Annotated in this window: 29 protein-coding genes; 6 read left to right on the forward strand and 23 right to left on the reverse strand. The window is 63.3% G+C overall.

Annotated features, from left to right (window positions below; genetic code table 11):
* Window positions 1-147 precede the first annotated feature (147 nt).
* Both FJ973_RS17875 and FJ973_RS17880 read right to left on the reverse strand, forming a co-directional pair.
* On the reverse strand, window positions 148-2,289 hold the full coding sequence (locus FJ973_RS17875) for a sodium-translocating pyrophosphatase (RefSeq protein WP_140494017.1): 2,142 nt from the start codon (window positions 2,287-2,289) through the stop codon (window positions 148-150).
* Window positions 2,290-2,519: 230 nt separating this feature from the next.
* Window positions 2,520-3,020, reverse strand: a complete 501-nt coding sequence (locus FJ973_RS17880) for a DUF2165 domain-containing protein (protein WP_140494019.1) — start codon at window positions 3,018-3,020, stop codon at window positions 2,520-2,522.
* Here FJ973_RS17880 and FJ973_RS17885 point away from each other — a divergent pair.
* Window positions 2,992-3,333: a hypothetical protein gene (locus FJ973_RS17885; RefSeq protein ID WP_224519177.1), complete on the forward strand. Its 342-nt coding sequence runs from the start codon at window positions 2,992-2,994 to the stop codon at window positions 3,331-3,333. The genes FJ973_RS17880 and FJ973_RS17885 overlap by 29 nt on opposite strands.
* A 25-nt stretch (window positions 3,334-3,358) precedes the next feature.
* On the opposite strand, the gene FJ973_RS17890 is transcribed toward FJ973_RS17885, so the two are convergent.
* The 5 genes from FJ973_RS17890 to FJ973_RS30960 all read right to left on the reverse strand — a co-directional run bounded on the left by FJ973_RS17890 (window position 3,359) and on the right by FJ973_RS30960 (window position 7,720).
* Window positions 3,359-4,108, reverse strand: coding sequence for an ABC transporter permease (locus FJ973_RS17890; RefSeq protein WP_140494023.1), 750 nt, complete (start codon window positions 4,106-4,108; stop codon window positions 3,359-3,361).
* On the reverse strand, window positions 4,105-5,043 hold the full coding sequence (locus FJ973_RS17895) for an ABC transporter ATP-binding protein (RefSeq protein WP_140515705.1): 939 nt from the start codon (window positions 5,041-5,043) through the stop codon (window positions 4,105-4,107). The genes FJ973_RS17890 and FJ973_RS17895 overlap by 4 nt, the downstream gene beginning before the upstream one ends.
* Window positions 5,040-6,203 carry an ABC transporter permease gene (locus tag FJ973_RS17900; protein WP_140556991.1) on the reverse strand — a complete coding sequence of 388 codons (1,164 nt, stop codon included), beginning with the start codon at window positions 6,201-6,203 and terminating at the stop codon, window positions 5,040-5,042. Before FJ973_RS17900 ends, FJ973_RS17895 begins: the two co-directional genes overlap by 4 nt.
* Window positions 6,204-6,519: 316 nt before the next feature.
* Window positions 6,520-7,431, reverse strand: coding sequence for an ABC transporter substrate-binding protein (locus tag FJ973_RS17910; protein WP_140556993.1), 912 nt, complete (start codon window positions 7,429-7,431; stop codon window positions 6,520-6,522).
* 79 nt (window positions 7,432-7,510) lie between these two features.
* Window positions 7,511-7,720, reverse strand: a complete 210-nt coding sequence (locus tag FJ973_RS30960) for a hypothetical protein (protein ID WP_181165181.1) — start codon at window positions 7,718-7,720, stop codon at window positions 7,511-7,513.
* On the opposite strand from FJ973_RS30960, the gene FJ973_RS17915 reads away from it, so the two are divergent.
* The gene (locus tag FJ973_RS17915) at window positions 7,637-8,209 is read left to right on the forward strand and encodes an NADPH-dependent FMN reductase (RefSeq protein ID WP_140494031.1); all 573 of its coding nucleotides are present in this window, start codon (window positions 7,637-7,639) and stop codon (window positions 8,207-8,209) included. The genes FJ973_RS30960 and FJ973_RS17915 overlap by 84 nt on opposite strands.
* A gap of 14 nt (window positions 8,210-8,223) precedes the next feature.
* On the opposite strand, the gene FJ973_RS17920 is transcribed toward FJ973_RS17915, so the two are convergent.
* From FJ973_RS17920 to FJ973_RS17990, 15 genes are all read right to left on the reverse strand, one after another.
* Window positions 8,224-9,438, reverse strand: a complete 1,215-nt coding sequence (locus tag FJ973_RS17920) for an MFS transporter (protein WP_140556994.1) — start codon at window positions 9,436-9,438, stop codon at window positions 8,224-8,226.
* Window positions 9,435-9,935 carry a transcription antitermination factor NusB gene (nusB, locus tag FJ973_RS17925; protein WP_140494035.1) on the reverse strand — a complete coding sequence of 167 codons (501 nt, stop codon included), beginning with the start codon at window positions 9,933-9,935 and terminating at the stop codon, window positions 9,435-9,437. The genes FJ973_RS17920 and nusB overlap by 4 nt, the downstream gene beginning before the upstream one ends.
* Window positions 9,932-10,426, reverse strand: coding sequence for a 6,7-dimethyl-8-ribityllumazine synthase (gene ribH / locus FJ973_RS17930; protein ID WP_140494037.1), 495 nt, complete (start codon window positions 10,424-10,426; stop codon window positions 9,932-9,934). Before ribH ends, nusB begins: the two co-directional genes overlap by 4 nt.
* A 187-nt stretch (window positions 10,427-10,613) precedes the next feature.
* Window positions 10,614-11,126 carry a GNAT family N-acetyltransferase gene (locus tag FJ973_RS17935; RefSeq protein ID WP_140556996.1) on the reverse strand — a complete coding sequence of 171 codons (513 nt, stop codon included), beginning with the start codon at window positions 11,124-11,126 and terminating at the stop codon, window positions 10,614-10,616.
* 2 nt (window positions 11,127-11,128) lie between these two features.
* Complete coding sequence (locus FJ973_RS17940; RefSeq protein ID WP_140556998.1) at window positions 11,129-11,431, reverse strand: DUF1778 domain-containing protein; 303 nt, start codon at window positions 11,429-11,431, stop codon at window positions 11,129-11,131.
* A gap of 49 nt (window positions 11,432-11,480) precedes the next feature.
* A complete protein-coding gene (locus tag FJ973_RS17945) occupies window positions 11,481-12,098 on the reverse strand; it encodes a riboflavin synthase (protein ID WP_140556999.1) in 618 nt (205 codons plus the stop codon).
* A gap of 11 nt (window positions 12,099-12,109) precedes the next feature.
* Window positions 12,110-13,234 (reverse strand): bifunctional diaminohydroxyphosphoribosylaminopyrimidine deaminase/5-amino-6-(5-phosphoribosylamino)uracil reductase RibD, encoded by a 1,125-nt coding sequence (gene ribD / locus FJ973_RS17950; RefSeq protein WP_140557001.1) that lies wholly within the window; start codon window positions 13,232-13,234, stop codon window positions 12,110-12,112.
* A 2-nt stretch (window positions 13,235-13,236) separates the two neighbouring features.
* Window positions 13,237-13,716 (reverse strand): transcriptional regulator NrdR, encoded by a 480-nt coding sequence (gene nrdR, locus FJ973_RS17955; RefSeq protein WP_010915593.1) that lies wholly within the window; start codon window positions 13,714-13,716, stop codon window positions 13,237-13,239.
* 139 nt (window positions 13,717-13,855) lie between these two features.
* Window positions 13,856-14,446: a hypothetical protein gene (locus FJ973_RS17960; protein ID WP_140557003.1), complete on the reverse strand. Its 591-nt coding sequence runs from the start codon at window positions 14,444-14,446 to the stop codon at window positions 13,856-13,858.
* A gap of 81 nt (window positions 14,447-14,527) precedes the next feature.
* Complete coding sequence (glyA, locus tag FJ973_RS17965) at window positions 14,528-15,841, reverse strand: serine hydroxymethyltransferase (protein WP_140557004.1); 1,314 nt, start codon at window positions 15,839-15,841, stop codon at window positions 14,528-14,530.
* Between the two features lie 181 nt (window positions 15,842-16,022).
* Window positions 16,023-17,663, reverse strand: coding sequence for a Na+/H+ antiporter (locus FJ973_RS17970; protein ID WP_140557006.1), 1,641 nt, complete (start codon window positions 17,661-17,663; stop codon window positions 16,023-16,025).
* Window positions 17,664-17,826: 163 nt separating this feature from the next.
* Window positions 17,827-19,080 (reverse strand): murein L,D-transpeptidase, encoded by a 1,254-nt coding sequence (locus tag FJ973_RS17975; RefSeq protein WP_140557007.1) that lies wholly within the window; start codon window positions 19,078-19,080, stop codon window positions 17,827-17,829.
* Window positions 19,081-19,430: 350 nt separating this feature from the next.
* Window positions 19,431-19,946, reverse strand: a complete 516-nt coding sequence (locus tag FJ973_RS17980; RefSeq protein WP_013896002.1) for a winged helix DNA-binding protein — start codon at window positions 19,944-19,946, stop codon at window positions 19,431-19,433.
* Between the two features lie 237 nt (window positions 19,947-20,183).
* The gene (locus FJ973_RS17985) at window positions 20,184-20,606 is read right to left on the reverse strand and encodes a DUF6163 family protein (protein WP_140557009.1); all 423 of its coding nucleotides are present in this window, start codon (window positions 20,604-20,606) and stop codon (window positions 20,184-20,186) included.
* Entirely contained in the window at window positions 20,603-21,646 is a 1,044-nt protein-coding gene (locus FJ973_RS17990; protein ID WP_140557010.1) for an enoyl-CoA hydratase/isomerase family protein, read from the reverse strand. Before FJ973_RS17990 ends, FJ973_RS17985 begins: the two co-directional genes overlap by 4 nt.
* Before the next feature lie 195 nt (window positions 21,647-21,841).
* Here FJ973_RS17990 and FJ973_RS17995 point away from each other — a divergent pair, with 195 nt between their 5' ends.
* From FJ973_RS17995 to FJ973_RS18005, 3 genes are all read left to right on the forward strand, one after another.
* Window positions 21,842-22,672: a DUF2066 domain-containing protein gene (locus tag FJ973_RS17995; RefSeq protein ID WP_140557012.1), complete on the forward strand. Its 831-nt coding sequence runs from the start codon at window positions 21,842-21,844 to the stop codon at window positions 22,670-22,672.
* 88 nt (window positions 22,673-22,760) lie between these two features.
* On the forward strand, window positions 22,761-23,792 hold the full coding sequence (hemB, locus tag FJ973_RS18000; protein WP_140521765.1) for a porphobilinogen synthase: 1,032 nt from the start codon (window positions 22,761-22,763) through the stop codon (window positions 23,790-23,792).
* A gap of 221 nt (window positions 23,793-24,013) precedes the next feature.
* Entirely contained in the window at window positions 24,014-24,661 is a 648-nt protein-coding gene (locus FJ973_RS18005) for a dihydrofolate reductase family protein (RefSeq protein ID WP_140557014.1), read from the forward strand.
* A gap of 90 nt (window positions 24,662-24,751) precedes the next feature.
* Here FJ973_RS18005 and ppk2 read toward each other — a convergent pair whose 3' ends face one another.
* Window positions 24,752-25,672, reverse strand: coding sequence for a polyphosphate kinase 2 (gene ppk2, locus FJ973_RS18010; protein ID WP_140494062.1), 921 nt, complete (start codon window positions 25,670-25,672; stop codon window positions 24,752-24,754).
* Between the two features lie 233 nt (window positions 25,673-25,905).
* Between ppk2 and FJ973_RS18015 the strand changes: the two genes are divergently transcribed.
* Window positions 25,906-26,949, forward strand: a complete 1,044-nt coding sequence (locus FJ973_RS18015) for an aldo/keto reductase (protein WP_140515679.1) — start codon at window positions 25,906-25,908, stop codon at window positions 26,947-26,949.
* Window positions 26,950-26,976: the final 27 nt, after the last annotated feature.

Raw genomic sequence — 26,976 nt, forward strand, 5'->3', positions numbered from 1 at the left:
AGGCCGGCTCGTCGGCGATGGGCAGACAGCGACGGCAGGACGCGGACGCAGCCGTTGAAATTCGTTTTCCGCCTTCCAAAACCGCCGTCAAATAAAAACCCGCGGGGATTGCTCCCCGCGGGTGTTTTCAATGTCGAGCTTTGCCGCTCAGCCGTGCGCCAGCACCGCCAGCAGCAGGAGCGCCACGATATTGGTGATCTTGATCGCCGGGTTGACCGCCGGGCCGGCCGTGTCCTTGTAGGGATCGCCGACCGTATCGCCGGTCACCGAGGCCTTGTGCGCCTCGGAACCCTTCAGGTGCTTGATGCCGTCCTTGTCGGTGAATCCGTCCTCGAACGACTTCTTGGCGTTGTCCCAGGCGCCGCCGCCCGAAGTCATCGAGATGGCGACGAACAAGCCGTTGACGATGACGCCGAGCAGAGAGGCGCCGAGAGCCGCAAAGGCCGACGCTTTCGAGCCCGAGATCAGCAGCACGCCGAAATAGACGACGAGCGGCGCCAACACCGGCAGCAGCGACGGGATGATCATTTCCCGGATCGCCGCCTTGGTCAGAAGATCTACCGCGCGCGCATAGTTCGGCTTGGACGTGCCGGCCATGATGCCCGGGTCGTCACGGAACTGCTTGCGCACCTCCTCGACGATGGCGCCCGCCGCGCGGCCGACGGCCGTCATGGCGATGCCACCGAACAGATACGGGATCAAGCCGCCGAAGATCAGGCCGGCGACGACGTAGGGGTTGGAAAGATCGAAGGAGACCTCGCCCATGCCCTGGAAGTAGGGATATTTGTCGCCATTGGCGGCAAAGAATTTCAGGTCGTTCGAATAGGCCGCGAACAGCACCAGTGCGCCGAGGCCCGCCGAACCGATGGCATAGCCCTTGGTCACCGCCTTGGTGGTGTTGCCGACCGCGTCGAGCGCGTCGGTGGAGTGGCGCACTTCCTTGGGCAGGCCGGCCATTTCGGCGATGCCGCCGGCATTGTCGGTGACCGGGCCAAAGGCATCGAGCGCGACGATCATGCCGGCAAGGCCGAGCATGGTGGTGACGGCGATCGCCGTGCCGTAGAGGCCGGCGAGCTGATAGGTCGAGATGATGCCGCCGACGATGACGATGGCCGGCAGTGCCGTCGATTCCAGAGAGACCGCAAGGCCCTGGATGACGTTGGTGCCGTGCCCGGTCACCGACGCCTGGGCGATCGAGTTGACCGGACGCTTGTTGGTGCCGGTGTAGTACTCGGTGATCACGACGATGAGACCGGTCACCACGAGGCCGATCAGGCCGCAGATGAACAGGTTCTTGCCGGTGATGACCATGCCGGCGACAGTGCCGACCTCGCCCCAGCCAAGCGTGGCCGAGGTGGCGACGCCCAAGCCCACGATGGACAACAGGCCGGTGACGATCAGCCCCTTGTAGAGCGCGCCCATGATCGAACCGTTGGAGCCGAGCTTGACGAAGAAAGTACCGACGATCGAGGTCAGGATGCAGGCGCCGCAGATAGCGAGCGGATAGAGCATCGCGGCACTCAGAACCGCGGTGCCGCCAAAGAAGATGGCGCCCAGCACCATGGTGGCGACGACTGTCACCGCATAGGTCTCGAACAGGTCGGCCGCCATACCGGCGCAGTCGCCGACATTGTCACCGACATTGTCGGCAATGGTGGCGGGGTTGCGCGGATCATCCTCGGGAATACCAGCTTCGACCTTGCCGACCAGATCGCCGCCGACATCGGCACCCTTGGTGAAGATGCCGCCGCCGAGACGGGCGAAGATCGAGATCAGCGAGGCGCCGAAGCCGAGCGAAACCAGCGAGTCGATGACGATACGGTCATTGGGCTGAAGCCCCATGAAATGGGTGAGGATCAGGTAGTAGATCGACACGCCAAGCAGGGCAAGGCCGGCAACAAGCATGCCGGTGATGGCGCCCGACTTGAATGCGATGTCGAGGCCGGCGGCAAGGCTGTTGGAAGCGGCCTGTGCCGTGCGAACATTGGCCCGCACCGAAACATGCATGCCGATGAAGCCGGCCGCGCCCGAAAGCACGGCCCCGATCAGGAAGCCGATCGCGGCGGTGATGGACAGCAGCCACCAGGCGAGCAGCAGCACGACCACGCCGACGACGGCGATGGTGGTGTACTGGCGCGCCAGATAGGCTTGCGCGCCCTCACGGATGGCGGCGGAGATTTCCTGCATGCGTGCATTGCCCTGGTCCGACGCGAGGACCGAACGTGTCGCCCAGATGGCGTAAAGGACAGAAAGCAGGCCGCAGGCGATGACGGCGGAAATTATGGTCATGCCGGGTTTTCCTCGATTGCTGGCCCAAAAGAACCCCTCCCTGGGCCGTTGAGACAAAGACGGAATCCCGTGCGCGGAATCCCCCTCTTCGCAGCGGTGTATGCGAAACAGGGCCGCGAACGTCAAGATATTGTTCGGTTTTTGCCCGGCTTTCGCCCAAAAGAGCCAGACGGCGGCAGGTGTCGCCATGCCGCTGCTGCTTTATATCGATTGAAATCACGGATCAGCACTCAGGTTTGGCGCAGATCACCGTCTGGCTGGATGACGAAGATCAGCACCGCCAGCATGGTCATGTAGAACATGAATGCCTTCTGCTGGCCGTTCCAGATGCTCGATTGCCACATGGCGAACCACTCGCCGCCCACCACCATAAATCCAAGATACCAGATCAGGAATCCCATCGTCGCGGCGATAACGGCGAATTTCTTGGCATCGTTGAAAACCTCTCCGCTGGCATTGCGCGCTTGCCACAGGTTCCAGGCCGCGATCAGGTAGAGCAGACAGGTCAGCGCCTCGCCGGCGATGATGAGCCAGTAGCCCGTCGTCCATAGCGAGGGGTTGGTGATCGAGCGATACATCAGCGCGTTGCCGGGAAAGGTCGTGTCCATGCTCAGCACGTGCTGGACAAAGGCGAAGTTTGAGCCGTAATCGGTGACGTTGCCGAAAGCGACAAGAAAGGCGAAAGCCGCCAGACAGAGACACATGACGATCTTGGAGAAGCGCAAGGTCATGGCAAGAACTCCTGCTGAAGGATCGGGGCATCGGCCCAATCAATCGCCGAGTCCCGAAGATCGCGCAACTGGCAGGCGGGTGTTGATTACGCTCACGGCCAGCGCAAGACATTATGCCGGCAAGCAAGTCATCGCCGAACCCATCGAGGCGCTCCAGCTCGGCAGCGATTGCGCCGTGGGTGATCTTGTCTCGCTCGTGAAAGCCGGCACACAACACGACTTTGCCGTCATCTGCCGCCGCTGGATCTGCAAAGAGCAAGGCATCGAACTCGAACTGACGCTCGACCACCCTGCCCGTTCAAGTGGACGTTGAAAGATCGGAGCACCGGGACAGAAGCCTACTCGGCCTGACGCCCCATGCGCCGCGCGGCATAGCGTTCGACCGCCGACAATCCGTCATAGATCAGCACGGCCAAAGCGGCGACGATCAGGCCGCCCTGCAAGATGAAAGCGAGATTGTTGGACAAGAGCCCGGCAATGATCACCTCGCCCAATGTCTTCGCTGCAACCGTCGAGCCAATGGTGGCGGTGGCCAGGCTGATAACCACCGACAGCCTTATGCCGCCGAGGATGACCGGCGCGCTGAGCGGCAATTCGACCTTCAGCAGCCTTTGCCAACCGGTCATGCCGGCACCGCGCGCCGCTTCCATGACATTGCCGGGCAACGTCGTCAGGCCGGTCAGCGCGTTCTCGAAGATCGGCAGCAGACCATAGAGGAACAATGCGATCAGCGTCGGCTTCTCGCCGAACCCGACCGCCGGCACGGCAAGCGCCAGCACCGCCACCGGCGGGAAAGTCTGGCCGATATTGACCAGGCTGCGTGACAGCGGCAGGAATTCGGCGCCGGCAGGCCTGGTGACCAGGATGGCGAGCGCGACCGCCACGATGGTGGCGGCGAGCGTGGCGATCAGCACGGTGCGCAGGTGCAGCAGCATCAGCGTCAGCAGGCTACCCTGATTGTAGATCACCGGCGCGCCGTTCTCGGTCAGCGGCTTGAGCAGCGGCTCGAACCAGCCGGGACTGGTGACGAAAGCGACCAGCAGCACCACCAGCGCAAGCCTGAGCAGCAACGGCAGCCAGGCTTTCATGCCGGCCTCGCCGCACGCTTCACCAAGCCGTCGACGGTAACGCGACCGAGCGGCTTGCCGTCGGCATCCTTGACCGGCAGCGCCGGGCGGCCGGACCAGAGAAGTTCGGCCAGCGCGTCGCGCTGGCTGGCGTCGCCAGGAATCGCCTCACCTTCCGCCGCGCCCTTTTCGACTGCGTCGCGCACGCGGCCGAGCGACAGCAGCCGAAACGGTTTTTCGCTGGCGCCGACCAGGGTCTCGACGAAGCCGCTGGCCGGCCTCGCCAGTATCTCCGCCGGCCTGGCATATTGTACCAACTTGCCGGCATCCATGACGGCGATCTTGTCGCCCATATGCACGGCCTCTTCCATGTCGTGGGTGACGAGGATGATGGTGGTGCCGAAGCGCCTCTGGATCGCAAGAAGGTCTTCCTGCGCCTTGGTGCGGATTATGGGGTCAAGCGCGCCGAACGGCTCGTCCATCAACAGCACGTTGGGTTCGGCCGCGAGCGCGCGGGCGACGCCGACGCGCTGTTGCTGGCCGCCGGAGAGCTCGTGCGGATAGCGCGGCCCGTAGGCCTGCGGGTCGAGCTGGTAGAGCGTCATCAGTTCGTCGACACGGGCCTTGATGCGATCCTTGTCCCAGCCAAGCAGCACCGGCACGGTGGCTATGTTCTGCGCCACCGTTCGGTGCGGGAACAGGCCGTGGCCCTGGATGGCGTAGCCGATGCTGCGCCGCAGCTCGTAGCCGGGCACCGAGCGGTTGTCGGCGCCGTCGAGCTTGATGACGCCGGAAGTCGGCTCGACCAGCCGGTTGATCATGCGAAGCAGCGTCGTCTTGCCGGAGCCCGAGGTGCCGACGATGACGCAAAGGGTGCGGGGCTCGATGATCATCGAGACTTCATCGACCACCGTGGTCGCATCGTAGCGCTTGGTAATGCCTTCGATCTCGATCATGCGGGGTCCGCCCTGCGCTTGGTTGAGGTCATTTCGATCACCGCGTCGAGAATGATGGCAGCAGCGAAGGCGAGCGCGACCGTCGGCACGGCGCCAAGCAGCACCAAGTCCATCGCGGTCTGGCCGACGCCCTGGAACACGAACACGCCGAAGCCGCCGCCGCCGATCAGGGCAGCGATGGTGGCGAGGCCGATGTTCTGCACAAGCACGATGCGGATGCCGGTGAGGATCACCGGGAAGGCCAGCGGAAACTCGACGCCGAACAGGCGTTGGCGATCGGTCATGCCCATGCCGCGCGCCGCGTCATTGGCGGCACGCGGCACACCGGCAAGGCCGACCACGGTATTGGCGACGACCGGCAGCAGCGAATAGAGGAACAGCGCCACGAACGCAGGTGCCGTTCCGATGCCGCGGATACCGAGCGCGGCCGCTCCCGGCACATGCGCCGCCACCCAGCCGAGCGGTGCGATCAGCAGGCCGAACAGCGCGATCGAGGGAATGGTCTGGACGATGTTGAGCACGTTGAGCACGCCGGCGCGCAGGCGCTCGACGCGATGACACAGGATGCCAAGCGGCAGGCCCAGTATCACCGCCGCCGCCAGCGAACCAAGCGCCAGCGTGACATGTTTGGCGCCCTCGGCCCAGAAACTGTCGGCACGGTTGAAATATTCCTTGAGGATCGAAAGGCTGTCCCAGGATCCCGATATGAGCAGCAGCCCGATGGCGAGCGCGGCAACGACAAGCACGCCGACACGTGACCAGGGAGACAGGTTCATTCTCGTCAGCACGTCGGCCAGCAGGAGGGTAAAGGCAAAGATCAGCAGCCAAAACCCGGAGGCCGGCGAAACGCGCGCGAAGGTATTGCCTGCCGGGGTCAGGAATGTCCCGGTGACGCCGATCAACAGCGCGAGAGCCGCCAGCGTGATCACGCTGGCGGCAAGGCGCAGGACGAGCGGCGTTTTCAGCAGCGCGACAAGCGCGGCTGCGACAACGATGGCCAAAAGCAGCGGGCCGGCCATTGCCGGAAGTGCCTCTACGATCGAGCGCGCCTGGCCGGGCACGATGCGATTGGCGCGGAACGTGGCGAAGGGTGCTACGAAAGCCGCATAGGCAGCGATCGCAGCGATGACCACGCCGAGCTTGTCGAAGCGGAGGGTCATGGCTGCCCCTCAAAGGGGGAAATCTGCCACGAGGTACACAGTTGGCTGGCGACTGGCGAAAGCCGACGCGATTTCCGATCTCCCCCCTTGCGGGGGAGATGGCCGGCAGGCCAGAGGGGGGTGTGAAGGATCGCCAACTTTCGAGCGTCGGCTTGTTCGAAAACGGTCCTGTCCGAGCGCGCAGCTGTGACGAGTTGAGAGGTCGGCGGGACAGCACCCCCCTCTGTCCTGCCGGACATCTCCCCCGCAAGGGGGGAGATCGGCAGCTTCCAGAGGGGGGCGCCTCGCACCAGCATCACGGTCAGCTAAGCGCTGACTACTTCAAGAACCCATTCTTCTTCAAAAAGTCTTCCGCCACACCCTTGACCGGCTCTCCGCCGACCTGGACGCGGCCGTTGAGTTCCTGCAGCGTGATGAGGTCGAGCTTGGCGAAGACCGGCTTCAACAACGTCTCGATCTCGGGATGCTCCTTCAGCACCGCCTCGCGGATGATCGGCGCCGGCTGGTAGACCGGCTGCACGCCCTTGTCGTCGTCGAGCACGACCAGCCCGGAGGGCGCGATGCCGCCGTCAGTGCCGTAGACCATGGCGGCGTTGGCGCCATTGGTCTGGTTGGCTGCCGCCGCGATGGTCGCGGCCGTGTCGCCGCCGGAGAGCGTGATCAACTGGTCAGGCTTCAACGTGAAGCCGTAGGTGGTCTGGAACGCCGGCAGGGCCGCGGCTGAATTGACGAACTCGGCCGAGGCCGCGAGCACCACCTTGCCGCCGCCGGCGACATATTTGCCGAAGTCGGACAGGGTGGCGAGCTTATTGGTTTCGGCCACCTCCTTGCGCAGTGCGATCGCCCAGGTGTTGTTGGCCGGCGACGGCGACAGCCAGACGATCTTGTTGGCGTCGTAATCGAGCTTCTTGGCCGTCTCATAGGCCTTGGCGGCGTCCTTCCAGACCGGGTCGTCGGCCTTCTCGAAGAAGAAGGCGGCATTGCCGGTGTATTCGGGATAGATGTCGATCTCGCCGGCGGTGATCGCCTTGCGCACCACCGGCGTGCCGCCGAGCTGGATGCGGTCAGTGGTCTTGATGTTGTTGGCGTTGAGGACGAGCTGGATGATGTTGCCGAGCACGCCGCCCTCGGTGTCGATCTTCGAGGAGACGACCACCTGAGCATTCGCCGATGCTATCGCAATACCGAGCGCGAGCGCCGCGCCAGCCAGAAGCTTGATTGAAAACATTGTGAAAATCCCTTGCTGTGAACCGGAATTCGGTGCCGCATATGAGCACGGCTCCAACGTCTCGTCGGGGCACACGGTTTCATAACAAGTGGTACAGACGCAATATTTTTGTTCGGAAGGCCAATTGCGACGCGACGCTGGCGATCTGCTGCCATCTGGCGGATAATGCGGTGAGGGTGCGGGTGGCAAACACGGAGAGCGTGTCATGGCCATACACAAAGTCGGTTACCTCATCGGCAGTCTTGCCCGGGAATCCATCAACCGCAAGCTCGCGAAGGCGCTCGTTCAACTTGCCCCTCCCGAACTCGACATGACCGAAATCGCCTTCAAGGATCTGCCACTGTACAGCTACGACTATGACGCCGACTTCCCACCGGCAGCCCGGGATTTCAAAAAGGCGATCGCCTCCGTCCAGGCCGTATTGTTCGTCACCCCGGAGTACAACCGCTCGATCCCTGGTGGATTGAAGAACGCAATCGACTGGGCCAGTCGGCCCTACGGCAAGAATTCGTTCGCGCGCAAACCGTCGGCTGTCATCGGAACATCGCCGGGCGCCATCGCGACCGCCGTCGCCCAACAAAGCCTTCGAAGCGTTCTGAGTTTCTGCAATTCGCCCCAGATGAACGCGCCTGAAGCCTACATACAGTTCACGCCGGGGCTGATCACCGACGACGGCGAGGTGACGGTCGAATCCACTGAGGACTTCCTGCGCAACTACATGGCTGAGTTTCACATGTTCATAGCGCGAGTGCTTCAGGTTCTGCCGCCGGACGCATAGATTCAAATTGGGCGTCAAGCCAGACGCAAGCTCGCAATCCTCAGCGCGCCGAGCGCGACGAAGCATAGCACGGTGACGGGAAAGATCATCCAGTTCAGCATGGTCCAGCCCCAGGCATTGTAGACCATGCCCGACATCAGCGAGGCGCAGGCCACGGAGCCGAACAGGACGAAGTCGTGGAACCCCTGCACCTTGCCCTTTTCGGAAGGCCGGTAGCTTGCCGCGACCATGGCCGTGGCGCCGATGAAGCCGAAATTCCAGCCGAGGCCGAGCAGGATCAGCGCCGTCCAGAATTGCCATAGCGCCAAGCCGGACAGCGCGACGACCGCACAGCCGATCAGCAGCAGGAGGCCGACCGCGACAATGCGTTCAGCACCGAAGCGATGGATCAGCGATCCGGTGAAGAAGCTCGGCCCGAACATTGCCATGACATGCCACGAAATGCCGAGCGTCGCATCGTCCTCCGACAGGCCGCAGCCGACCATGGCGAGCGGCGCGCCGGTCATGACGAAGCTCATCAGGGCATAGCTGCCGACCGCGCAGAAGAGTGCCGCGACGAAACGCGGCTGCGTGACGATCTCGGCCAAGGGCCGGGCATCGCTGCCGGCAATTTCCGTTCCGCCGGCGGCGGCCCTCGCCGGCAGGCGCAGCAATGACAGGATCGCCGCGCCGACGGCGGCTAGCACCAGGATGGATGCGAACGAACCGGCAAACATCACCGGTGCGAACAACTCGCGGGTGAAGATGACGATCTGCGGTCCGAGAATGGCGGTGATGATGCCGCCCGCCAGCACGAAGGAGATGGCGCGCGCCTTGAACTGCGGCGGCGCATTGTCGGCGGCGGCAAAGCGGAACTGCTGGACGAAGGCGCCACCGACACCGATCACCGTCAGGCCGAAGGCAAACAGCCAAAAACTGCCATGGAAGAGTGCCAGCGTCGCGACCAGACCGCCAAGCGCGGTGATGATCGTACCGGTCACGAAGCCGCCGCGCTGGCCCATGGCGCGGATGATGGCCGCCGCCGGCAGCGCACCGAGTGCCACGCCGAGATTGAAGCCGGTGATCGGCGCCGTCGCCAGCGACTTGTCCGGGCCGAGCAGATATTGACCGGCAAGCGCGCCCATGGAGATGGCGATGGGCGCTGCCGAACCGATGATCGCCTGCGAGGCGGCGAGGATCAACGCGGTGCGCCGCGCCTCCCTGGCCGCCTCGATGGCGACCGCCGTCATGAAGCGTCCTTGCCGCGTCCCTCGCCACGCACCCGACGGGAGACGCGATCGAGCACGGCGTTGACCAGCTTCGGCTCGTCTTCCTCGTAGAAAGCCTTGGCGATATCGACGTATTCGGAAACGATCACCGCCACCGGCACGTCTTCGCGCTTCATCAGTTCGTAGACACCGGCGCGCAGGATTGCGCGCAGTGTCGAATCGAGGCGCGACAGCGGCCAGTCATCGGTCAGCGCCTGGCGGATAACCGGATCGATGGTTTTCTGGTCCTCGACGACACCGGTGAGGATGGCGCGGAACCATTGGGCATCCGCCTCGCGGTAAAGCGCGCCATCGACTTCCTTGCCAAGGCGAAACGCTTCGTATTCGGCAGTGATCTCGAAGACGCCGCTGCCGGCGACATCCATCTGATAGAGGGCCTGCACGGCGGCAAGCCGCGCCGCGCCGCGCTTGTTGGCGTGGCGCACCGTGGGCTGTCCGGGCGAAGCGGGGTCGCTCACGATCGCGCTCCCAGTCGTTCCTTGAGCGCGATCATGGTCAGCGCCGCGCGCGCGGCAAAGCCACCCTTGTCGCCCTCCGAACGCTTGGCTCGCGTCCAGGCCTGCGCGTCGTTTTCCGTGGTCAGGATGCCGTTGCCGATACAGACCGAGTCCTGCACGGACAGGTCCATCAGTGCGCGGCTGGATTCATTGGCGACGATATCGAAGTGATAGGTGTCCCCGCGGACGACGGTGCCAAGCGCGACGAAGCCGTCATAGTTCATGCCGCCTTCCGCCGCGCCGTCCAGCGCGAAGGTAATGACGGCGGGAATTTCGAGCGAACCTGGAACGGTGACGACGTCGTAGGTCGCACCCGCTTCGTCAAGCGCGCTCGTCGCGCCTTCGAGCAGCGCGTCGGCAAGATCGTCGTGGAAGCGTGCCTCGATAACGAGAAGGTGGGCCTTCTTCTTCGGGCGAATGAACGCTTTGCCGTGTTGGGATGTGCCAGCCATAAATGTCTCCGGGATCGCCGGTGACTTAGGCCGAAGCCGGATTGATCGCAAGCACAAGATTGCCTCAGGCTCTCAGTCCAGACAACAATGGCTTCGTGATCTACCAACGGCCTGCATCTATATCGACCAAGGCTTCCCGCGGAGGCGCTCCTGCTGTTTGGAGTTTCTCCTTTCCACCCCAGTCATCTCATTCGAACAGCTCTGCGATGTCGGCCATCGGCCGAAAGAGCTTCATCGACTGATCCGGGAATGGCAGAAAACTTTCGCGTTGGTAGAAACCGCGTGCGTCTTCATCCATGGCATCGACCACAACGGCAAACGAAGCTATCTCGTTCTTGAGGCAACGCGACAGAGCGTCGGCCAGGAGATAGCGACCGTAGCCCTGTCCCCGATACCGCCGGTCGACGGCAAGACGTCCCAGCAACGTGGCCGGAATGAGTGGGTAGCGGGGCAGCTTGCGAACGGTTTGGGCAGGCCAATCGCCGATAGCTACGGCGGTTGCGGACAGCGTGTAATACCCGGCCACAGTTCCGTCCGGCAAAACAAGAACAAAGGGTGCCGCGATGTTCTTGCGCGCATCCTGCCCGGCCTGCACCCTGAGATACCGATCGAGCGCCTCTACGCCGCTCTCGAAGGATGCCCTGTCGTGCTGGAGACCAAGCACTTCGACCCGAAGAGTACTTCCGGCCGAACTGCTCACCTTCAGGTACCAGTGGCTTGACGATAGCGGCGCACCGTTTCGCGCAGACGATCATTCACGGGTTGCGGATTGATCAAAGCATCGACGAAGGCGCGACTGTCGCGGACGGAAAGATCGAGGCGCTGATGCTCCTCGATGGCTCGGGTGGCTGCTTCTTGGACACTGGTCAGCACAAAATCGGTCACTGTCCGGCCCTGAAGGGCGGCGGCGTGTTCGATAAGACTCTTCTGGTCGGCCGTAATACGTGCCTCCAGGCGTTCGCCACGGACACGGCTGCGAGTCGGGTGAGCATGTGCTGTCATCATCTTTCTCCCGAAGACAGTGTACGGCCAATGGCCGGCAATTTCAAGTGGCTCAAAGCCCCTCTTTCGCCGCTTCCGCCAGGCGCGCCGCATAGCGGGCCATGGTATCGATCTCGAGATTGACGCGGTCGCCGACCTTGCGCTCACCCCAGGTGGTGACGGTCAGCGAATGGTGGATCAGAAGCACGTCGAAGCGGGTGCCTTCCACCTTGTTGACGGTGAGCGAGGTGCCGTCGAGCGCGACGGAGCCTTTCGGCGCGATGAACTTCGCCAGCTCGCGCGACGCTTCCAGCGTGAAGCGCACCGCATCGCCCTCGTCCTTGCGCTCGACGATCTCGGCGGTACCGTCGACATGGCCCGACACGATGTGGCCGCCAAGCTCGTCGCCGATCTTCAACGCCCGCTCCAGATTGATCCGCGTGCCCGATTTCCAGCCCATCGCCGTCGTCAACCGGAGCGCCTCCTCCCAGGCCTCGACTTCGAACCAGCGCGCGTTCGAGCCGCTGTCGGGCAAGGCCGTCACGGTAAGGCAAACGCCGCCGCATGATATCGAGGCGCCGATGGCGATGGTTTCGGGATCATAGGCGGTGTCGATACGCAATCCCACGCCTTCCCGCAGCGGCTTGACGGCCGCGACGGTACCTATGTCTGTAACAATGCCGGTAAACATCGGTGTTGATCCTAAAAGTCTCTTATCCACTCGGCGTAGCTGTCCTCGCCGAACCGCATCTCGCGCAGTTTGCGAAATCCCGCTGGGACATGGTTGGCATCGATGGGCGATGCAATGCCCCCCTTGCCGATCGCCGCCGGCCCCCGGAACAGCACGATGCGGTCGACCAGGCCTTCCGACAGGAAGGCGCTGGCCACCCTGGCTCCGCCTTCGACCAGCACGCTGGCCATGCCGAGCGCGGCAAGATCCTCGAGCAGTTCCGGCAGCGCCACGCCGCCTTCATGCGTCTCGGTGCCGATGAAACGCACGCCGGCGCGTTCGAGCGTTGCCCGCCGCAGAGGATCCGCTTCCAGACAAGCCGCGACGTAGAGCGGCACCCGGTCGACACCGGATACCAGTTTCGAAGTCTCAGGCAGCCTGATCTGGCGGTCCAGCACAATGCGAGCCGGCGACCGGTTCTCCAATCCCGGCAGACGCACCGTCAGCGCCGGGTCGTCTTCCAGCGCCGTGCCAATGCCGACTAGGATGGCATCAGCCTCGGCGCGCATCAAATAGACTTCGCGGCGCGCAATGTCGCCTGTGATCGACACCTGCCCAACACCTTCCATGCCGATCTTGCCGTCGCTGGAAAGCGCTAGCTTGAGAGTCACTTCCGGCCGTTTCCTAAGCGATCGAATGAGATAGCCGGCCATCTGCTCGGCGGCCTCCGCCGCCAGGACATTCTCCACAACATCGACGCCCGCGGTGCGCAGGATCGCGTAGCCTTGGCCCGACACGCGCGGATCGGGGTCGCTGGCGGCGCCAACGACGCGCGCGATGCCGGCATTGACCAGAGCGTTGGCGCAAGGCGGCGTGCGTCCGTGATGCGCGCAAGGCTCCAGCGTGACATAGGCGGCGGCGCCGCACGCCAGTTCGCCCGCTTCGGCGAGCGCCTCGGTCTCGGCATGAGGGCGGCCACCGACAGCGGTGACGCCGGTGCCGACAATCATCGGGCCCAAGCCATCGTCGCGCACGATGAGTGTGCCAACGGAAGGATTGGTTGAGGTCCGGCCCGCATTCCTGCGCGACAATCTGAGTGCGGCCGCCATGAAACGGCGGTCAAGGGCTGCCTGTTCGGCCTCGCTGCGTCCCGCCATGCTCAGCCGGCGTCCTCTTCGCTCTTGTCCTCGTCGCCCTTCAATTCCCCCAGCAGTTCATGGAAATCCTTGGCCTCGCGGAAATTGCGGTAGACCGAGGCGAAGCGAACATAGGCGACGTCGTCGAGCGATTTCAGCGCTTCCATGACCAGCCGCCCAACCTCGCCCGAGGCCACTTCGGTCTCGCCGGAGCTTTCCAGCTGGCGCACGATGCCGGTCACGGCACGATCAATGCGCTCGGGATCGACATTGCGCTTGCGCACCGCGATCTCGACGGAGCGCAAGAGCTTGTCGCGGTCGAAAGGCACTTTTCGCCCCGACTTCTTGACCACGACGAGATCGCGCAACTGCACGCGCTCGAAGGTGGTGAAACGGCCGCCGCAATCGGGGCAGACGCGACGCCTGCGGATCGCCGCGCCATCCTCGGCGGGGCGCGAATCCTTCACCTGCGTATCTTCGGACTGGCAATAGGGACAGCGCATTGAGAGCCTTGGGTTCACGAATCTGGTGAGGCGAAAAGGCTTAGAGCCTTTTGCCACGATGGCAAGGCACGCAGACCCTTTCGCGTCAGAGATAGCGAGCCGCGAGGCAGATTGCCAGCACCCGCCTTCGCGCGCTTGGCTAGGGTGCAACGTCCTTGGTCGGAAAGCCGCATGATGTGCCGAGGTTGCGGTAGGCCTTGGTGAAGCCGTCCATCGGAATGCTGGCGAAAGCCTCTTTGCCGAAAGCGACATCGAGCGAGGTGACTTTGCGCATGGCTCGCAAGAGCGCGAGACCGGTCTTGGGCTGGTTGTCGACCGTCCAACTGGGACGGCCGTTGACGGCATCGTTCGAATAGACGATGGCGGAAACCTTGACGCCAGGATCACCAAAAGTCGCGGCGATCTTCTTGCCAGTGGGCAGGTTCCGGTTGTCGACAATAAGCATGATGGCCGGGTAGGCGTCCGGCGGCATGGCGTCGCCGTTCGAGATCGACAGCGTCAGCGTGCCCGAATTGCCGCTGGCATCGAAAAAGGCAGTCGAAGCGGCGCAGGTCTTGCGCGCATCCTGCCCGGTGTCGAGCGTATCGACGATGGTTGTCCATCTGCCGAACGTAGCGGTGGCGGGCATTTCTGGGGCGGGTTGGGTCTGCGCAAGGGCAGCGCCGGGCAATGTCAGGAAAACGGCCAGCAAGCCATGGGCGCCAAGGATGGCGGGGCGGAAATTACGCATCGTCTGGTCTCCAGTTCGGCGCGTCGACCGATCGGGGGTCGGCGCGCCGCTGGCGGATAAGAGATGACGCGTGGCGCGAGGTCAACCGAGATAAGGGTAGAGCGGGAATCGATCGGTCAGCGCCACGACCTTGGCCTTGACCGCGGCCTCGACCGAGGCATTGCCCTCATCGGAATTGGCGGCCTTGAGGCCATCCAGCACCTCGGCGATCAGCTTGCCTATTTCGCGGAACTCGGCCTGGCCGAAGCCGCGCGTTGTGCCGGCGGGCGTGCCGAGCCGCACGCCGGAGGTGACGAAGGGCTTTTCCGGGTCGAAGGGGATGCCGTTCTTGTTGCAAGTGATGTTGGCGCGCCCAAGCGCTGCTTCGGCGCGCTTGCCGGTGGCATTCTTGGGGCGCAGGTCGACCAGCATCAGGTGGTTGTCGGTGCCGCCCGACACGATGTCGAGGCCAGTCTCCTGTAGGCTGGACGCCAGCGCCTTGGCGTTGGCGGCGACGCTCTCGGCATAGAGCTTGAAGCTCGGCTTCAGCGCCTCGCCGAAGGCAACCGCCTTGGCGGCGATGACATGCATCAGTGGTCCGCCCTGCAGGCCGGGGAACACCGCCGAGTTCATCTTCTTGGCGATCTCCTCGTCGTTGCACAGGATCATGCCGCCGCGCGGGCCGCGCAGCGACTTGTGCGTGGTGGTCGTCACGACATGGGCATGCGGCAGCGGCGAGGGATGCACGCCGCCTGCCACGAGGCCGGCGATGTGGGCCATATCAACCATGAGGTAGGCGCCGACCGCATCGGCGATCTCGCGAAAGCGCTTCCAGTCCCAGATGCGCGAATAGGCGGTGCCGCCGGCCAGGATCAGCTTCGGCTTCGTCTCATGCGCCGTCTTCTCGATGGCGTCCATGTCGAGCAGGTGGTCGTCCTTGCGCACGCCGTAGGACACGACCTTGAACCATTTGCCGCTCATGTTGACTGGCGAGCCGTGCGTCAAATGCCCGCCGGAATTGAGGTCGAGGCCCATGAAGATGTCTCCCGGCTGCAGGAGGGCTAGGAATACCGCCTGGTTCATCTGGCTGCCGGAATTGGGCTGCACGTTCGCGAAGTTGCAGCCGAACAGTTTTTTCGCGCGCTCGATCGCCAGCTCCTCGGCGACGTCCACGAACTGGCAGCCGCCATAGTAGCGCTTGCCCGGATAGCCCTCGGCGTATTTGTTGGTCATGATCGAACCCTGCGCTTCGAGCACGGCGCGCGAGACGATGTTCTCAGACGCGATCAGTTCGATCTCGTGGCGCTGGCGTCCGAGTTCGTTGCGGATCGCGCCGAAAATTTCCGGATCGGCATCTTCCAGCGTGGTTTCGAAGAAGGATTCGAATTTGTTCGACGCTGCCGCTGCTGTTGCCATGGCCTGAATTCCTTAGGTCCGGAGGTCGGTTTTGTCTTGCGCATGCCGTTGTCCCAAACCCCTGCACATTGTTGTGTGACAGGATTGGGTTCGCCGCGCCATTAACACAGTTGTTTTCGCCTCGCCACGTTTGCGGCGCGAAATTTGCTGGCCGGATTGCGGCAAGCAGAGCGGCGAACCGTTATTTCCTGTCGCGCCGCTGCTTCAGAAGAGCCTCGGTCAAGGTGATCTCGGAAAACAGCGCCCGCATCGTATGGTCATTGATCTCGCGGCTGAGAAACATGGCGCGTAGCGCGGCGCGCTCGGCTTCTATGCCGGCCGCCCTGAGTTCAAGCTCCAGACGGCTCGCCTCGCGCGCCTCGGCACGCGCTTCGTCGGCCTCGTCGGAGGCGGCGATGCGGCGCCGGTAGCCGGCGACGATGCTGTCGGCAACAGCGAGCCGTGCCTCGACGGCCCCGCCCTCGCCTGCCTCATTGGCGATGCTCTCGATCCTGGCGATCGCCGCATTGGCTACGCCGACCCGCGCCCGGCGCTCCTCGGCCGCTGCCGGGTCCTCGCCCGGTTCGACCAGCCCGCGAGCGATCTTCGGCAGCGCGAGGCTGGCGATGGCCAGCGAGCAGATGATGACCCCGGCGGCGAGGAAGATCACCACGTCGCGGGCCGGGAACGGCGAGCCGTCCTGCAAGGTGAGCGGCAGCGACAGGATACCGGCCAACGTGATCGCTCCGCGCACGCCGGCGACCGATCCGGCGAGCCGCACGCGCAGGCCGAACGGCTCGGCCTTTCGCTTGCCGAGCCGCGCCGCCATGGCGCCCGCCATGTCGCCGATCCATATCCACAGGAAACGCAGGCCGATCAGGCAAAGGGTCAGCAGCAGGACTGTCAGCACCGGCTCGATGATCCAGTGCCGGCTGGACAACTCCGGCGGCACCTTACGGATGATATCGGGAAATTGCAGGCCAAGCAGGATGAAGAGCGCGCCGTTGAAGACGAAGGACAGCGTCGACCACAGCGACATCGTCTGCATGCGTGCCGAGACACCGAGAAAGCGGAACATGCCGGAAACTCCGGTCAACAGGCCGGCGGTGACCGCCGCCAGGATGCCCGAGGCGCCGATATGCTCGGCGCCGAGATAGGAGACGAAAGGCACCAGGATCATGACCAGAACCTGCGCCTCCGCCGGCACGCCGCCGATGCGGTTGAGCAGTTGCAGCGCCTTGGCGGCAACGAACAGCGCCGCCATGCCGGCGAGGATGCCGGCAGCCACGGCATAGAGAAAGCTCAGCGAGGCCGCGGCAAAGGAAAAGCTGCCGGTCAATGCCGCCACCACGGCAAAGCGGAACATGACCAGACCCGACGCGTCGTTGAGCAGCGACTCGCCTTCCAATATGTGCATCAGCCGCGCCGGAACGATGTTCCTGTCGACTATGGAAGACACCGCCACCGCGTCGGTCGGCGACAGCACCGCGGCGAGCGCGAAAGCGACGACGAGCGGGATGCTGGGCACGAGCCAATGCAAGGCGTAGCCAAATCCGACGATGGTGAAGAAGACCAGTCCAATGGCAAGGTCGAGGATGGGGCCACGCAAGACGACAAGCTCGCGTTTGGGCGCAGCAAAGGCATCGGCGAACAGAAGCGGCGGAATGAATACGAGCAGGAACAGTTCCGGATCGATCTCGACATGCAGCCCGCGCGCCGGCCAGGCCAGCGCAGCACCCATGGCGATCTGCAGCACCGGCAGCGGCACCCGCACCAGCCGCACCAATGCACCGGAAAGCGCCACTAGGACGAGCACGACGAGGATGAAGACGGCAACTTGCATAGTCCGATTCCGGCAGTTTTGCCGACCATGCGCAATCGCCCGCGCTTCGTCCAGCCGGAGCGCGCCTACGCAGAGTTGGAGGTCAGCGGCGGTGTGAACGGCCTAGCGGCGGCGACAGAAAAAGGCCGCTCAAGAGCGGCCTTTTCCCTGAATAATCAATCGCTTAGAGCGACGAAGTGATCTGCAGCTCGTTGTTTCCGTCGAGGCCATATATGTCGTCGCGGAACTGGACAACGCCGGGGCCCGTCGACCAGGCCGAGAGATAGAGAAAATGCACCGGCACCGGGTTGGTGACCTGGATCGGCGTGTTTTCGCCGGTCTTGATCGCAGCCTCAAAATGCTGGCGGTCCCAGCCGGGCGTGTCGCGCAGGATCCAGGTGACGAGGTCGCGCACGTTTTGCACGCGTACGCAACCCGAGGAATCGAAGCGCATCATCTTGCCGAACAGGCTCTGCTGCGGCGTATCGTGCATGTAGACGCCGTCCGGGCTCGGGAAATTGATCTTCACCGACGCCATGGCGTTGTCCGAACCGGGATCCTGGCGGAAACGGTACTTGGCCGCGTCGTCGGTCGACCAGTCCACATTCATCGGATCGACTTCGCTGCCATCTGGCGCAAACAGGCGAATATGGCTGTTCTTGAGATAATCGGGGTCCTTGCGCATCAATGGGATGATGTCCTTGCGCACGATCGACACCGGCGCGTTCCAATATGGATTGACGATGATCTCGTTGATCTTGGAATTGACGATCGGTGTCTGGCGATCGATCTTGCCGACGATCGCGGTATGGCGAAGCACGACGCGATCGTTCTCGACCGCCTCGACCTGCGCTGCCGGAATATCGACCAGCACATAACGGCTGCCAAGCGTGCCCGCCTTCTCCTTCAATCGCTGGAGATTGGTTTGCAACTGGCCGAGCCGGATCTGCGCCGAAACGTTCATCGCCGCGTAGGTATATTTGCCCAGCGCTCCGTCGGCCGGCAGGCCGTGGCGCAATTGGAAGCGCTTGACCGCCGAGTCGACATAGGAATCGAAGGCCGTCGAGATGCCGGCGCTCTGCGACAGGTCGCCGGCGACCATCAGGCGCTTGCGCAGCGGCACGACATCGGGATCGTCGACGCCGAGCTGCAGTTTCTTGGTCGCGGGAACCTCGACCCAGCCGCCCTGCCCGACAATGTTCTGGTACTGCGCCACAGCCTGCTCGGTGAAGGCGACGGTCTGCGGGCTGAAGATCGGCAGCGTCGAGGCCACCTTGCCGCCTGCGCTGGCGCGGGCGTCGAACTGATCGTCCCAGTTGCCGCGCGCCGAGGACTTCAGGATGTCCCCGATCACGTCCTGCGCGCTGGCGCGGCCGGCAACAACGGCGGCTGCGAGCGCGGAGGCTCCGGAAAGGAAGAAACGGCGGCTGGTTCTCATGGACGTTCCAGACATTTGTAGCAGTTCGAACACTTGCTGCGTTGATCATCGGGCGATCTCGCCCGCACTCTAAAATTGGCAATCTTAACAATTAGCCAACCATGGTCCGCATCACCTCGGTGTGAAAACGCGCAAGGCTACCGCGGCTGCGGGTGAACTCATGGTCTTCACCACAGCATCACTGCCATCTTCGGTTCCATTGGAATATGGCGGCAACGTGGCCTTGGCCCCCAATTTGCTTCGGCCAGCGCAACGAAAAGAAAAGACCGATGCTCTTCGGCACCGGCCCTGACTGGAGGTCGCTGTTGCGGCCGCGCTTCTGTGGCGCGGCTTCTGATTGGGGATGTGGCTTACATCCGGTAAGCGATGGTGTCGTTCCAGAAGCGGTCGAGGCGCTGGAGGGCGCGGTTCATCTGCTTGAATTCGTCGGTGTTGATGCCGCCGACCTGCTCGATCGAGCCGACATGGCGCTCATAGAGACCGGCGACCACGTCCGCCACCTCGTTGCCCTTCGGCGTCAGCGAGACGCGGACCGAACGACGGTCGATGCGCGAGCGCTGGTGGTTGATGAAGCCGAGATCGACAAGCTTCTTGAGATTGTAGGAGACGTTCGAGCCGAGATAGTAGCCCCGCGAGCGCAACTCGCCGGCAGTCAGCTCCGAATTGCCGATGTTGAAGAGCAGCAGCGCCTGGATGGCGTTGATGTCGGAACGGCCATTGCGGTCGAACTCGTCCTTGATCACGTCGAGCAGACGGCGGTGCAGGCGCTCGACCAGTTGGAGCGATTCCATGTAAAGGGAACGGATTGCCTCGCGGCGATCGTCGGAAACGTTGGCGGTCTTTGCCGCCGGACGCGAATTGATCATTGTCTTTGCCTCTCGTTTGTCGCCCTGGTGATTTTTTGTTTTTCACCTTGATCGCGACACTATCGAATACTCATAAAATTCGACTTAAACGCCAAGGCTAACAAGAGCTTACCGGTAATAGGTTTCGCAAGACGCTTAACGAACGGTCACTCGAGCAAGGATAATTAACCTAAAGATTTAGCCAATGATTTCAGGGCGAAATCCGATCCGCCGGATCGCCGGCGGCGCGTGCCGGCTTCAGGTCCGGGGCGACCGCTTCTGCAGATAGATGACGAGGCGGAAAACGACATAGAGCAGCGCCACCCCCGCATGCGAGACGACGATGAGCGGGCGGCGGCCGAAGAGTTCGGGAAAGCCGGCATACATGACGATCTCCGTCGCGGCGCAGATGAACCAAATCACCGGCCCCCAGGAAGCCAGCATCCATAGGCCGGCTGCGGCAAAGGGAAAAAACACGGCGAGCATCACCGCTGTCACCTGCCAGTGGACCGGCATCAGGTCGAAGCGCCACAGCGAGCCGGGATAGAAGCCGATAAGCCTGATCCAGTACAGGATACCGAACAGCAGGCAGTATCCTGATATGATTCGCTGGAACCAGGCGAAGATAACCTCCACCCCTGAAGGCTGAAGCACGACGCGTCTGGACGTCACCTCACTCATAGCGCGAGTTCCCGTTCACCGAGCGAGGCAAAATAGGCATCGACATCCGCGTCGTCGACCGCATCGAGGGTTGCCGGCAGCCATTGCGGCTTGGAACCCTTTTCGATGATGGTGGCGCGTATGCCTTCGTAGAAATCGTGGCCCGCGAGCATCCGGTTGAGGATGCGGAACTCCATCTTCATGCATTGATCCATCGGCAGCGTCAGGCCGGCAGTGATCTGGCGCCAGGCGACACGAAGGCTGGTCGGCGAGCGCGTCAGGATCGTCGCCAGCGTCCTTGCCGCAAACTCATCGCTCCCTGCCGCCTGCTCCAGGCTGCCGATGATATCGGCAAGCGACGCCTGCGCGAAGTGGTGGGCGATCGCCTCCAGCACCTGCCTGTCCGTCTCGCGCTTCGCCGGGATGAAGAAGCCGCGCAGCACCGATTCGGGATCGCCGGTGGCGGCGAGCTGGTCGAGAAAGCCAGCCTGGTCCTGCGCCTTGATCGTATGCGTGGCCAGCCCGGACCACAACGCGTCGCCATAGCGGATACGATTGCCGGTCAGCGCCAGGTACATGCCGAAGGAACCTCCAAGATCGGGCAGCAGATGGCTGGCGCCGACATCCGGGAAAAAGCCGATACCCACCTCCGGCATGGCGAACTGCGCATTTTCCGTCATCACCCGGTGCGATCCATGAAAGGAGATGCCGACGCCGCCGCCCATGACGATGCCGTCGATCAGCGCCACATAAGGTTTTTTGAAACGCGCGATCTGGGCGTTCAGCCGATACTCGTCGGCGAAGAACTCGACGGGCGGCTTGCCGGCCCGGCCGGCCTCGTAGATGTGGAGAATGTCGCCGCCGGCCGAAAACGCCCTGCCCTCGGCCTTGACGACGACGACATCGACGCTCCAGTCCCGCTCCCAAGCGTGCAATGCCTTGGCGAGCGCGTTGACCATTCTGTGCGTGACCGCATTGAGTGCCCGCGGCCGCGTCAACGTGACGATGCCGGCCCGGCCCAGATGTTCGAAGCGGATCTCGTCGCCTCCGCCAAAATCCATCGTGAAAGAATCCCTCGCCCGCTCCGCCGGGACTGAAGTGCTAAAGCGTGGCGCATGGCCGCGTCAATGCCGGCATGCCGGCAGCGCGTCTTGGCTCGGGCCGGAGCCTAGTGCTAAAAGAGCCGTTGTCGCCGCAAGGCCGGGAACCGCACGGCGACTGCGCAGCTGTAGCAAGTTTTCCAATGGGTGTGGCTCATGGCTGGATTTGCGCGCCTCGTGCCGATGACGATCGGGCTGATCGTCATTTGCCTGGTTTTGCAACCGACCCTGGCGGCCAGCCTCGCCGATCTTTACCAGTCGCAGACCATCGTCAACGGTCGGTACGAGAAGAACCGCCAGGCCGGCTTCAAACGTTGTCTCGACGCGGTTCTGGTCCGGGTTTCCGGCGACCAGCGCCTGCCGGCGAAACCGGAGATGGCGGCGCTGCGCGACAAGGCCGGCAGCTTCGTGGCGGCCTTTCGCTACCGCGATCGCATGGAAGGCATTCCCAACCATGACGATCAGGGCACGTATGATCGGCCTCACAATCTCTACTGCCAGTACAGCCCGGCGATGATCGATCCGGTGCTGGCTTCGCTCGGCAGCAGGCCGTGGCTGACCGAACGCCCAGGGCTGGCGGTATTCTTGTCGACCGAGCGCGGGGTCAGGCATTTCGCGCTCGATGCCGATGACGAGCGCGGCGTGCTGATGCGCGAGTCGTTCGGCAATGCCGCCGCGCCGGTTGCCATGCAGGTAACCTTCCCAACGGCAGCGCTGCTGTCGAAGGCGGGGCTGGACGACAGGATCATGCGCGACGCCGACATGGCGAAGCTGGACACGGTTGCGAAAATGGCCGGCGCCGACCAAGCGCTTTCCGGCAGCATCGTCTGGAGCGGTAAGGAGTTGGGCTGGATCGCCGACTGGCGGCTGGCGAAGGCCGGCAAGACCTACGCCTGGCAAGTGCGCGGCGTCGGCTTCGACGAGGCGTTCCGCGTCGGCATGCGCGGTGCGGCGCAGATCCTTTCGGGCAATGGGCAACCCGAATAGAGACCCGATCGGATTGCTGGCACAAACGTGTCGCATTGGTCAGCACCACGGGTGCGTGATAAAAGCCGGCCAAACGAGAGTTTTGGCGATGAACAGATTCACCCCCGCAAAACCTGCCGGCGCGCGCAGCGTCGACGACATCACCGGCAGCCGCCGCTTGCGACGCATGCGCAAGGCCGACTGGTCGCGGCGCCTGGTGCAGGAGAACAGGCTTTCCGTCGACGACCTGATCTGGCCGATCTTCGTCGTCGACGGCAGACAAGTGCGCGAGCCGATCGCCGCCATGCCGGGCGTCTTCCGCCTGTCGATCGATCTTGCCGTCAAGGAGGCCGAACGCGCGGCGAAGCTCGGCATCCCCGCGCTCGCCACCTTTCCCAATGTGGACATTTCGCTGCGCGACCAGACCGGCTCGCATATCCTCGACCCCGACAACGTCATCAACCGCGCCACGCGCGCGATCAAGGACGCGGTGCCTGAGATCGGCGTCATCACCGACGCCGCGCTCGACCCGTTCACCAGCCATGGTCATGACGGCATCCTGCGCGACGGCCTCATCGTCAATGACGAGACGGTGGAACAGGTAACCGCGGCGGCCGTCATACAAGCAGCGGCCGGCGCCGACATCATCGCGCCGTCCGACATGATGGACGGCCGCATCGGCGCCATCCGCGACGCGCTCGACGCAAACGGTTTCCAGGACGTGGCGATCATGTCATATGCAACGAAATTCGCCTCCGCCTTCTACGGGCCGTACCGCGAGGCGGTCGGCACGGCCGGCCTGCTCAAAGGCGACAAGAAGACCTATTACATCGACCACGCCAATTCAGACGAAGCGGTGCGCGAGGCCGAGCAGGACCTGGCCGAAGGCGCCGACATGCTGATGGTCAAGCCCGGCCTGCCCTATCTCGATATCATCCGCAGGCTGAAGGACGAATTTGCGGTGCCAACCTTCGCCTATCAGGTGTCGGGCGAATATTCGATGATCAAGGCGGCGGGCGCCAATGGCTGGATCGACGGCGAAAAGGCTATGCTGGAATCGCTTCTTGCGTTCAAACGCGCCGGCTGCGACGGCATTTTGACCTATTTCGCCCCTGAGGTGGCGGAGATGCTGAGAGCATAGTTTCCTCCCAGCGCCTTCAAACCATATGCTCTTCATGGAACTCACCGGCGAATGAGCCGGTATGGCGGCTGTCTCGGCAGCCGCCACTTTCACTCTGGACATCGCATGGGCGAAGTACGGATATGCATCTTCTCGATCGCTGAAAATACTACTTGCAATTTGCAATCGGTTTGCTAGAAAGTAACTGCTTGCACAATACAACTGGTCTGAGGAGGCTTTCCATGTCCAGACTTCGCGTCAACGCATTCACCTTGTCGCTCGACGGTTACGGCGCCGGTCCCGACCAGGATTTGAAAAACCCGCTCGGGGTCGGCGGGGAAGCCCTGCACAAATGGATGATCGGTACCCGCACCTTCCGCAAGATGGTGCTCGGAGACGACGGCGGCACAACCGATACCAACGAGGCGTTCGCGGCGCGCAGCTTCGAGAATGTCGGCGCCTGGATCCTCGGCCGCAACATGTTCGGGCCGATCCGCGGCGAATGGCCTGACGAAAACTGGAAGGGCTGGTGGGGCGACAGCCCGCCCTATCATGTGCCGGTCTTCGTGCTGACCCACCATGCGCGCGAGCCGATCGTCATGGAGGGCGGCACGACCTTTTACTTCATTACGGATGGCATCCATTCGGCGCTCGAGCAGGCAAGGGCAGCGGCCAATGGCAGCGATGTGCGGGTCGGCGGCGGCGTCGCCACCATCCGGCAGTACCTCCAGGAGAGGCTCATCGACGAGATGCATCTGGCGATCTCGCCGGTGCTGCTCGGCTCCGGCGAGCACCTCTTCGCCGGGATTGATATGCCGAAGCTCGGCTACGCGTGCAGCGAACAAGTAGCGACGCCGCTTGCCACGCATGTCGTCATCAAGCGGACTTAGGAATTAGTTGTCTGCGACAGTGGGAATTGGCAACCCTTGGTGCAGATCCTTTCTCCCCGTCACTATACGGGGAGAAGGACAAACTCTCGTTCAATACTTCTCGGGCACGTAGAGCTCGCGCGGCAGCACCTGGCGCTCGTATTCGGGATTGAAGACCCGCTCGGGCAGCGTGATCTCCTCGTGCGGCACCTCTTCATAGGGAACCTGCTGCAAGAGGTGGTCGATGCAGTTCAGCCGGGCGCGCTTCTTGTCGTTGCCCTCGACGATGAACCAGGGCGCCTCCGGAATGTTGGTACGGGCGAAGGTCTCTTCCTTGGCCTTGGTGTACTGTTCCCAGCGCACCCGCGACTGCAGGTCCATCGGCGACAGCTTCCACTGCTTCATCGGATCGTGGATGCGCATCAGGAAGCGCATCTGTTGTTCCTCGTCGGTGATCGAGAACCAGTATTTGACCAGCGTGATGCCCGAACGGACCAGCATGCGCTCGAACTCCGGCACGTCACGGAAGAATTCCTCCACCTGATCGGGCCCAGCGAAACCCATCACCCGCTCGACGCCGGAACGGTTGTACCAGGAGCGGTCGAACAGAACGATCTCGCCGCCGGCCGGCAGGTGCGGCACATAACGCTGGAAATACCATTGCGACGTCTCTCGCTCGGTCGGTGCCGGAAGCGCCACGACGCGGCAGATCCGCGGGTTGAGCCGCTGGGTGATGCGCTTGATGACGCCGCCCTTGCCAGCCGAATCGCGGCCTTCGAAGATCACCACAAGCTTCTTCTTGTGGTAGGCGACCCAGGATTGCAGCTTGATCAGCTCGGATTGCAGCCCGATCAGGTCGCGAAAATACTGCATGCGGTCGATAGAAGGCGGATGCGCGTTCTTGTAGATCCTGGCGATCTCCAGCGACAGCGCCGGTTCCGACATCTCCAGTTCATAGTCCTCGTCGAGCGTGTCGGCGAGTTCGGCTTCCAGCCAGTCCCGGGCGCCGGACTTGGGTATGGATTCATTCATCGGTGTTCCTCCATCTGCAAGCTGCCGCCTCCGGCAACGACCGGGCGTCGCGTCCTGACGGCGGCGCGCAACGCCCTGATCGACTGAGTATAGGCCGGCAATGACGGTTTTATTGCAGGGGCACGCCACGGCCGCTCATCGGTGTGCTGGGGCCGGAGGGCGACAAGCCGCACGGATTGTCCTACAAATCCAGCAACCTGATCGGGCCATTCTTCTCAATCGCGAGGACTGACATGGAATACCGCACTCTCGGCCGTTCCGGCCTGAAGGTTTCGGCGCTGACGATGGGCACCATGACCTTTGGCGGCGCCGGCCCGTTCGCGGCTGTGGGCAACAGCGATCTCGCCGAGGCGAAGCGCATGATCGATCTGTGCATTGATGCCGGCATCAATCTCATCGACACGGCCAATGTCTATTCGGACGGCCTGTCGGAGGAGATCATCGGCGAGGCACTCGGCGGCAAGCGCAGGAACGACGTGCTGATCGCCTCCAAGGCGCGCATGCGCATCGGCGACGGTCCCAATGACGAAGGCCTGTCGCGCCATCATTTGATCCGCGAATGCGAGAAAAGCCTTAAGCGGCTCAAGACCGACGTCATCGATATCTATTTCCTGCACGAATGGGACGGCGTGACGCCACTCGAAGAGACCATCGCCGCGCTCGACACGCTGGTCGGCCAGGGGAAGATCCGCTATATCGGCTGCTCCAACTATTCCGGCTGGCAGGTGATGAAGGCGCTCTCCATCAGTGACACCCGCCATCAGCCGCGCTTCGTCACCCAGCAGATCCACTACACGCTCGAAGCACGCGAAGCCGAATACGAGCTGCTGCCGATCTCGGTCGACCAGGGATTGGGCGTGCTGGTGTGGAGCCCACTGGCGGGAGGCCTGCTGTCGGGCAAGTATCACCGTGACAGCCCGACCGCGCGCCAGGTCGCCGGCTGGTCCGAACCGCCAATCCGCGACGAGGACCGGCTGTGGCGGATCGTCGATGTGCTGGTCGAAATCGGTAAGGCCCGCGGTGTGTCCGCCGCACAGGTGGCGCTTGCCTGGCTGCTTGGCCGGCCGGCTATCAGCTCGCTTGTGATCGGCGGGCGCAACGAGGCCCAGTTCAGGGACAATATCGCGGCGGCCAGCCTGACGCTGGCCGGCGAGGAACGTGATCGCCTCGACGCGGTCAGCCGCCCGCCCCTGCTCTATCCCTATTGGCATCAGCAGCTGACGGCAAAGGAGCGTTTCGGCGCCGCCGACCTTGTGATCGACCGAAGCAGCTTATAGGAACCCTGGTGCCGGCTCCGAGACGTC

This window comes from Mesorhizobium sp. B2-1-3 (assembly GCF_006442495.1).
In the GTDB taxonomy this organism is placed as follows: domain Bacteria; phylum Pseudomonadota; class Alphaproteobacteria; order Rhizobiales; family Rhizobiaceae; genus Mesorhizobium.

What these genes read in the sequence shown, in the direction of transcription:
- FJ973_RS17900 (WP_140556991.1), bottom strand. Translation starts at nt 6,203, where the DNA reads ATGACCCTCCGCTTCGACAAGCTCGGCGTGGTCATCGCTGCGATCGCT.
- FJ973_RS17910 (WP_140556993.1), bottom strand. Translation starts at nt 7,431, where the DNA reads ATGTTTTCAATCAAGCTTCTGGCTGGCGCGGCGCTCGCGCTCGGTATT.
- FJ973_RS17885 (WP_224519177.1), top strand. Translation starts at nt 2,992, where the DNA reads ATGACGATCTTGGAGAAGCGCAAGGTCATGGCAAGAACTCCTGCTGAA.
- FJ973_RS17915 (WP_140494031.1), top strand. Translation starts at nt 7,637, where the DNA reads ATGGCCATACACAAAGTCGGTTACCTCATCGGCAGTCTTGCCCGGGAA.
- FJ973_RS18015 (WP_140515679.1), top strand. Translation starts at nt 25,906, where the DNA reads ATGGAATACCGCACTCTCGGCCGTTCCGGCCTGAAGGTTTCGGCGCTG.
- FJ973_RS17895 (WP_140515705.1), bottom strand. Translation starts at nt 5,043, where the DNA reads ATGATCGAGATCGAAGGCATTACCAAGCGCTACGATGCGACCACGGTG.
- FJ973_RS17985 (WP_140557009.1), bottom strand. Translation starts at nt 20,606, where the DNA reads ATGAGTGAGGTGACGTCCAGACGCGTCGTGCTTCAGCCTTCAGGGGTG.
- FJ973_RS17875 (WP_140494017.1), bottom strand. Translation starts at nt 2,289, where the DNA reads ATGACCATAATTTCCGCCGTCATCGCCTGCGGCCTGCTTTCTGTCCTT.
- glyA (WP_140557004.1), bottom strand. Translation starts at nt 15,841, where the DNA reads ATGGCAACAGCAGCGGCAGCGTCGAACAAATTCGAATCCTTCTTCGAA.
- FJ973_RS17975 (WP_140557007.1), bottom strand. Translation starts at nt 19,080, where the DNA reads ATGAGAACCAGCCGCCGTTTCTTCCTTTCCGGAGCCTCCGCGCTCGCA.
- FJ973_RS17990 (WP_140557010.1), bottom strand. Translation starts at nt 21,646, where the DNA reads ATGGATTTTGGCGGAGGCGACGAGATCCGCTTCGAACATCTGGGCCGG.
- FJ973_RS17880 (WP_140494019.1), bottom strand. Translation starts at nt 3,020, where the DNA reads ATGACCTTGCGCTTCTCCAAGATCGTCATGTGTCTCTGTCTGGCGGCT.
- FJ973_RS17920 (WP_140556994.1), bottom strand. Translation starts at nt 9,438, where the DNA reads ATGACGGCGGTCGCCATCGAGGCGGCCAGGGAGGCGCGGCGCACCGCG.
- FJ973_RS17940 (WP_140556998.1), bottom strand. Translation starts at nt 11,431, where the DNA reads ATGATGACAGCACATGCTCACCCGACTCGCAGCCGTGTCCGTGGCGAA.
- hemB (WP_140521765.1), top strand. Translation starts at nt 22,761, where the DNA reads ATGAACAGATTCACCCCCGCAAAACCTGCCGGCGCGCGCAGCGTCGAC.
- ribH (WP_140494037.1), bottom strand. Translation starts at nt 10,426, where the DNA reads ATGGCTGGCACATCCCAACACGGCAAAGCGTTCATTCGCCCGAAGAAG.
- FJ973_RS17960 (WP_140557003.1), bottom strand. Translation starts at nt 14,446, where the DNA reads ATGCGTAATTTCCGCCCCGCCATCCTTGGCGCCCATGGCTTGCTGGCC.
- FJ973_RS17980 (WP_013896002.1), bottom strand. Translation starts at nt 19,946, where the DNA reads ATGATCAATTCGCGTCCGGCGGCAAAGACCGCCAACGTTTCCGACGAT.
- nrdR (WP_010915593.1), bottom strand. Translation starts at nt 13,716, where the DNA reads ATGCGCTGTCCCTATTGCCAGTCCGAAGATACGCAGGTGAAGGATTCG.
- FJ973_RS17995 (WP_140557012.1), top strand. Translation starts at nt 21,842, where the DNA reads ATGGCTGGATTTGCGCGCCTCGTGCCGATGACGATCGGGCTGATCGTC.
- FJ973_RS17970 (WP_140557006.1), bottom strand. Translation starts at nt 17,663, where the DNA reads ATGCAAGTTGCCGTCTTCATCCTCGTCGTGCTCGTCCTAGTGGCGCTT.
- FJ973_RS18005 (WP_140557014.1), top strand. Translation starts at nt 24,014, where the DNA reads ATGTCCAGACTTCGCGTCAACGCATTCACCTTGTCGCTCGACGGTTAC.
- FJ973_RS17890 (WP_140494023.1), bottom strand. Translation starts at nt 4,108, where the DNA reads ATGAAAGCCTGGCTGCCGTTGCTGCTCAGGCTTGCGCTGGTGGTGCTG.
- ppk2 (WP_140494062.1), bottom strand. Translation starts at nt 25,672, where the DNA reads ATGAATGAATCCATACCCAAGTCCGGCGCCCGGGACTGGCTGGAAGCC.
- ribD (WP_140557001.1), bottom strand. Translation starts at nt 13,234, where the DNA reads ATGGCGGGACGCAGCGAGGCCGAACAGGCAGCCCTTGACCGCCGTTTC.
- FJ973_RS17945 (WP_140556999.1), bottom strand. Translation starts at nt 12,098, where the DNA reads ATGTTTACCGGCATTGTTACAGACATAGGTACCGTCGCGGCCGTCAAG.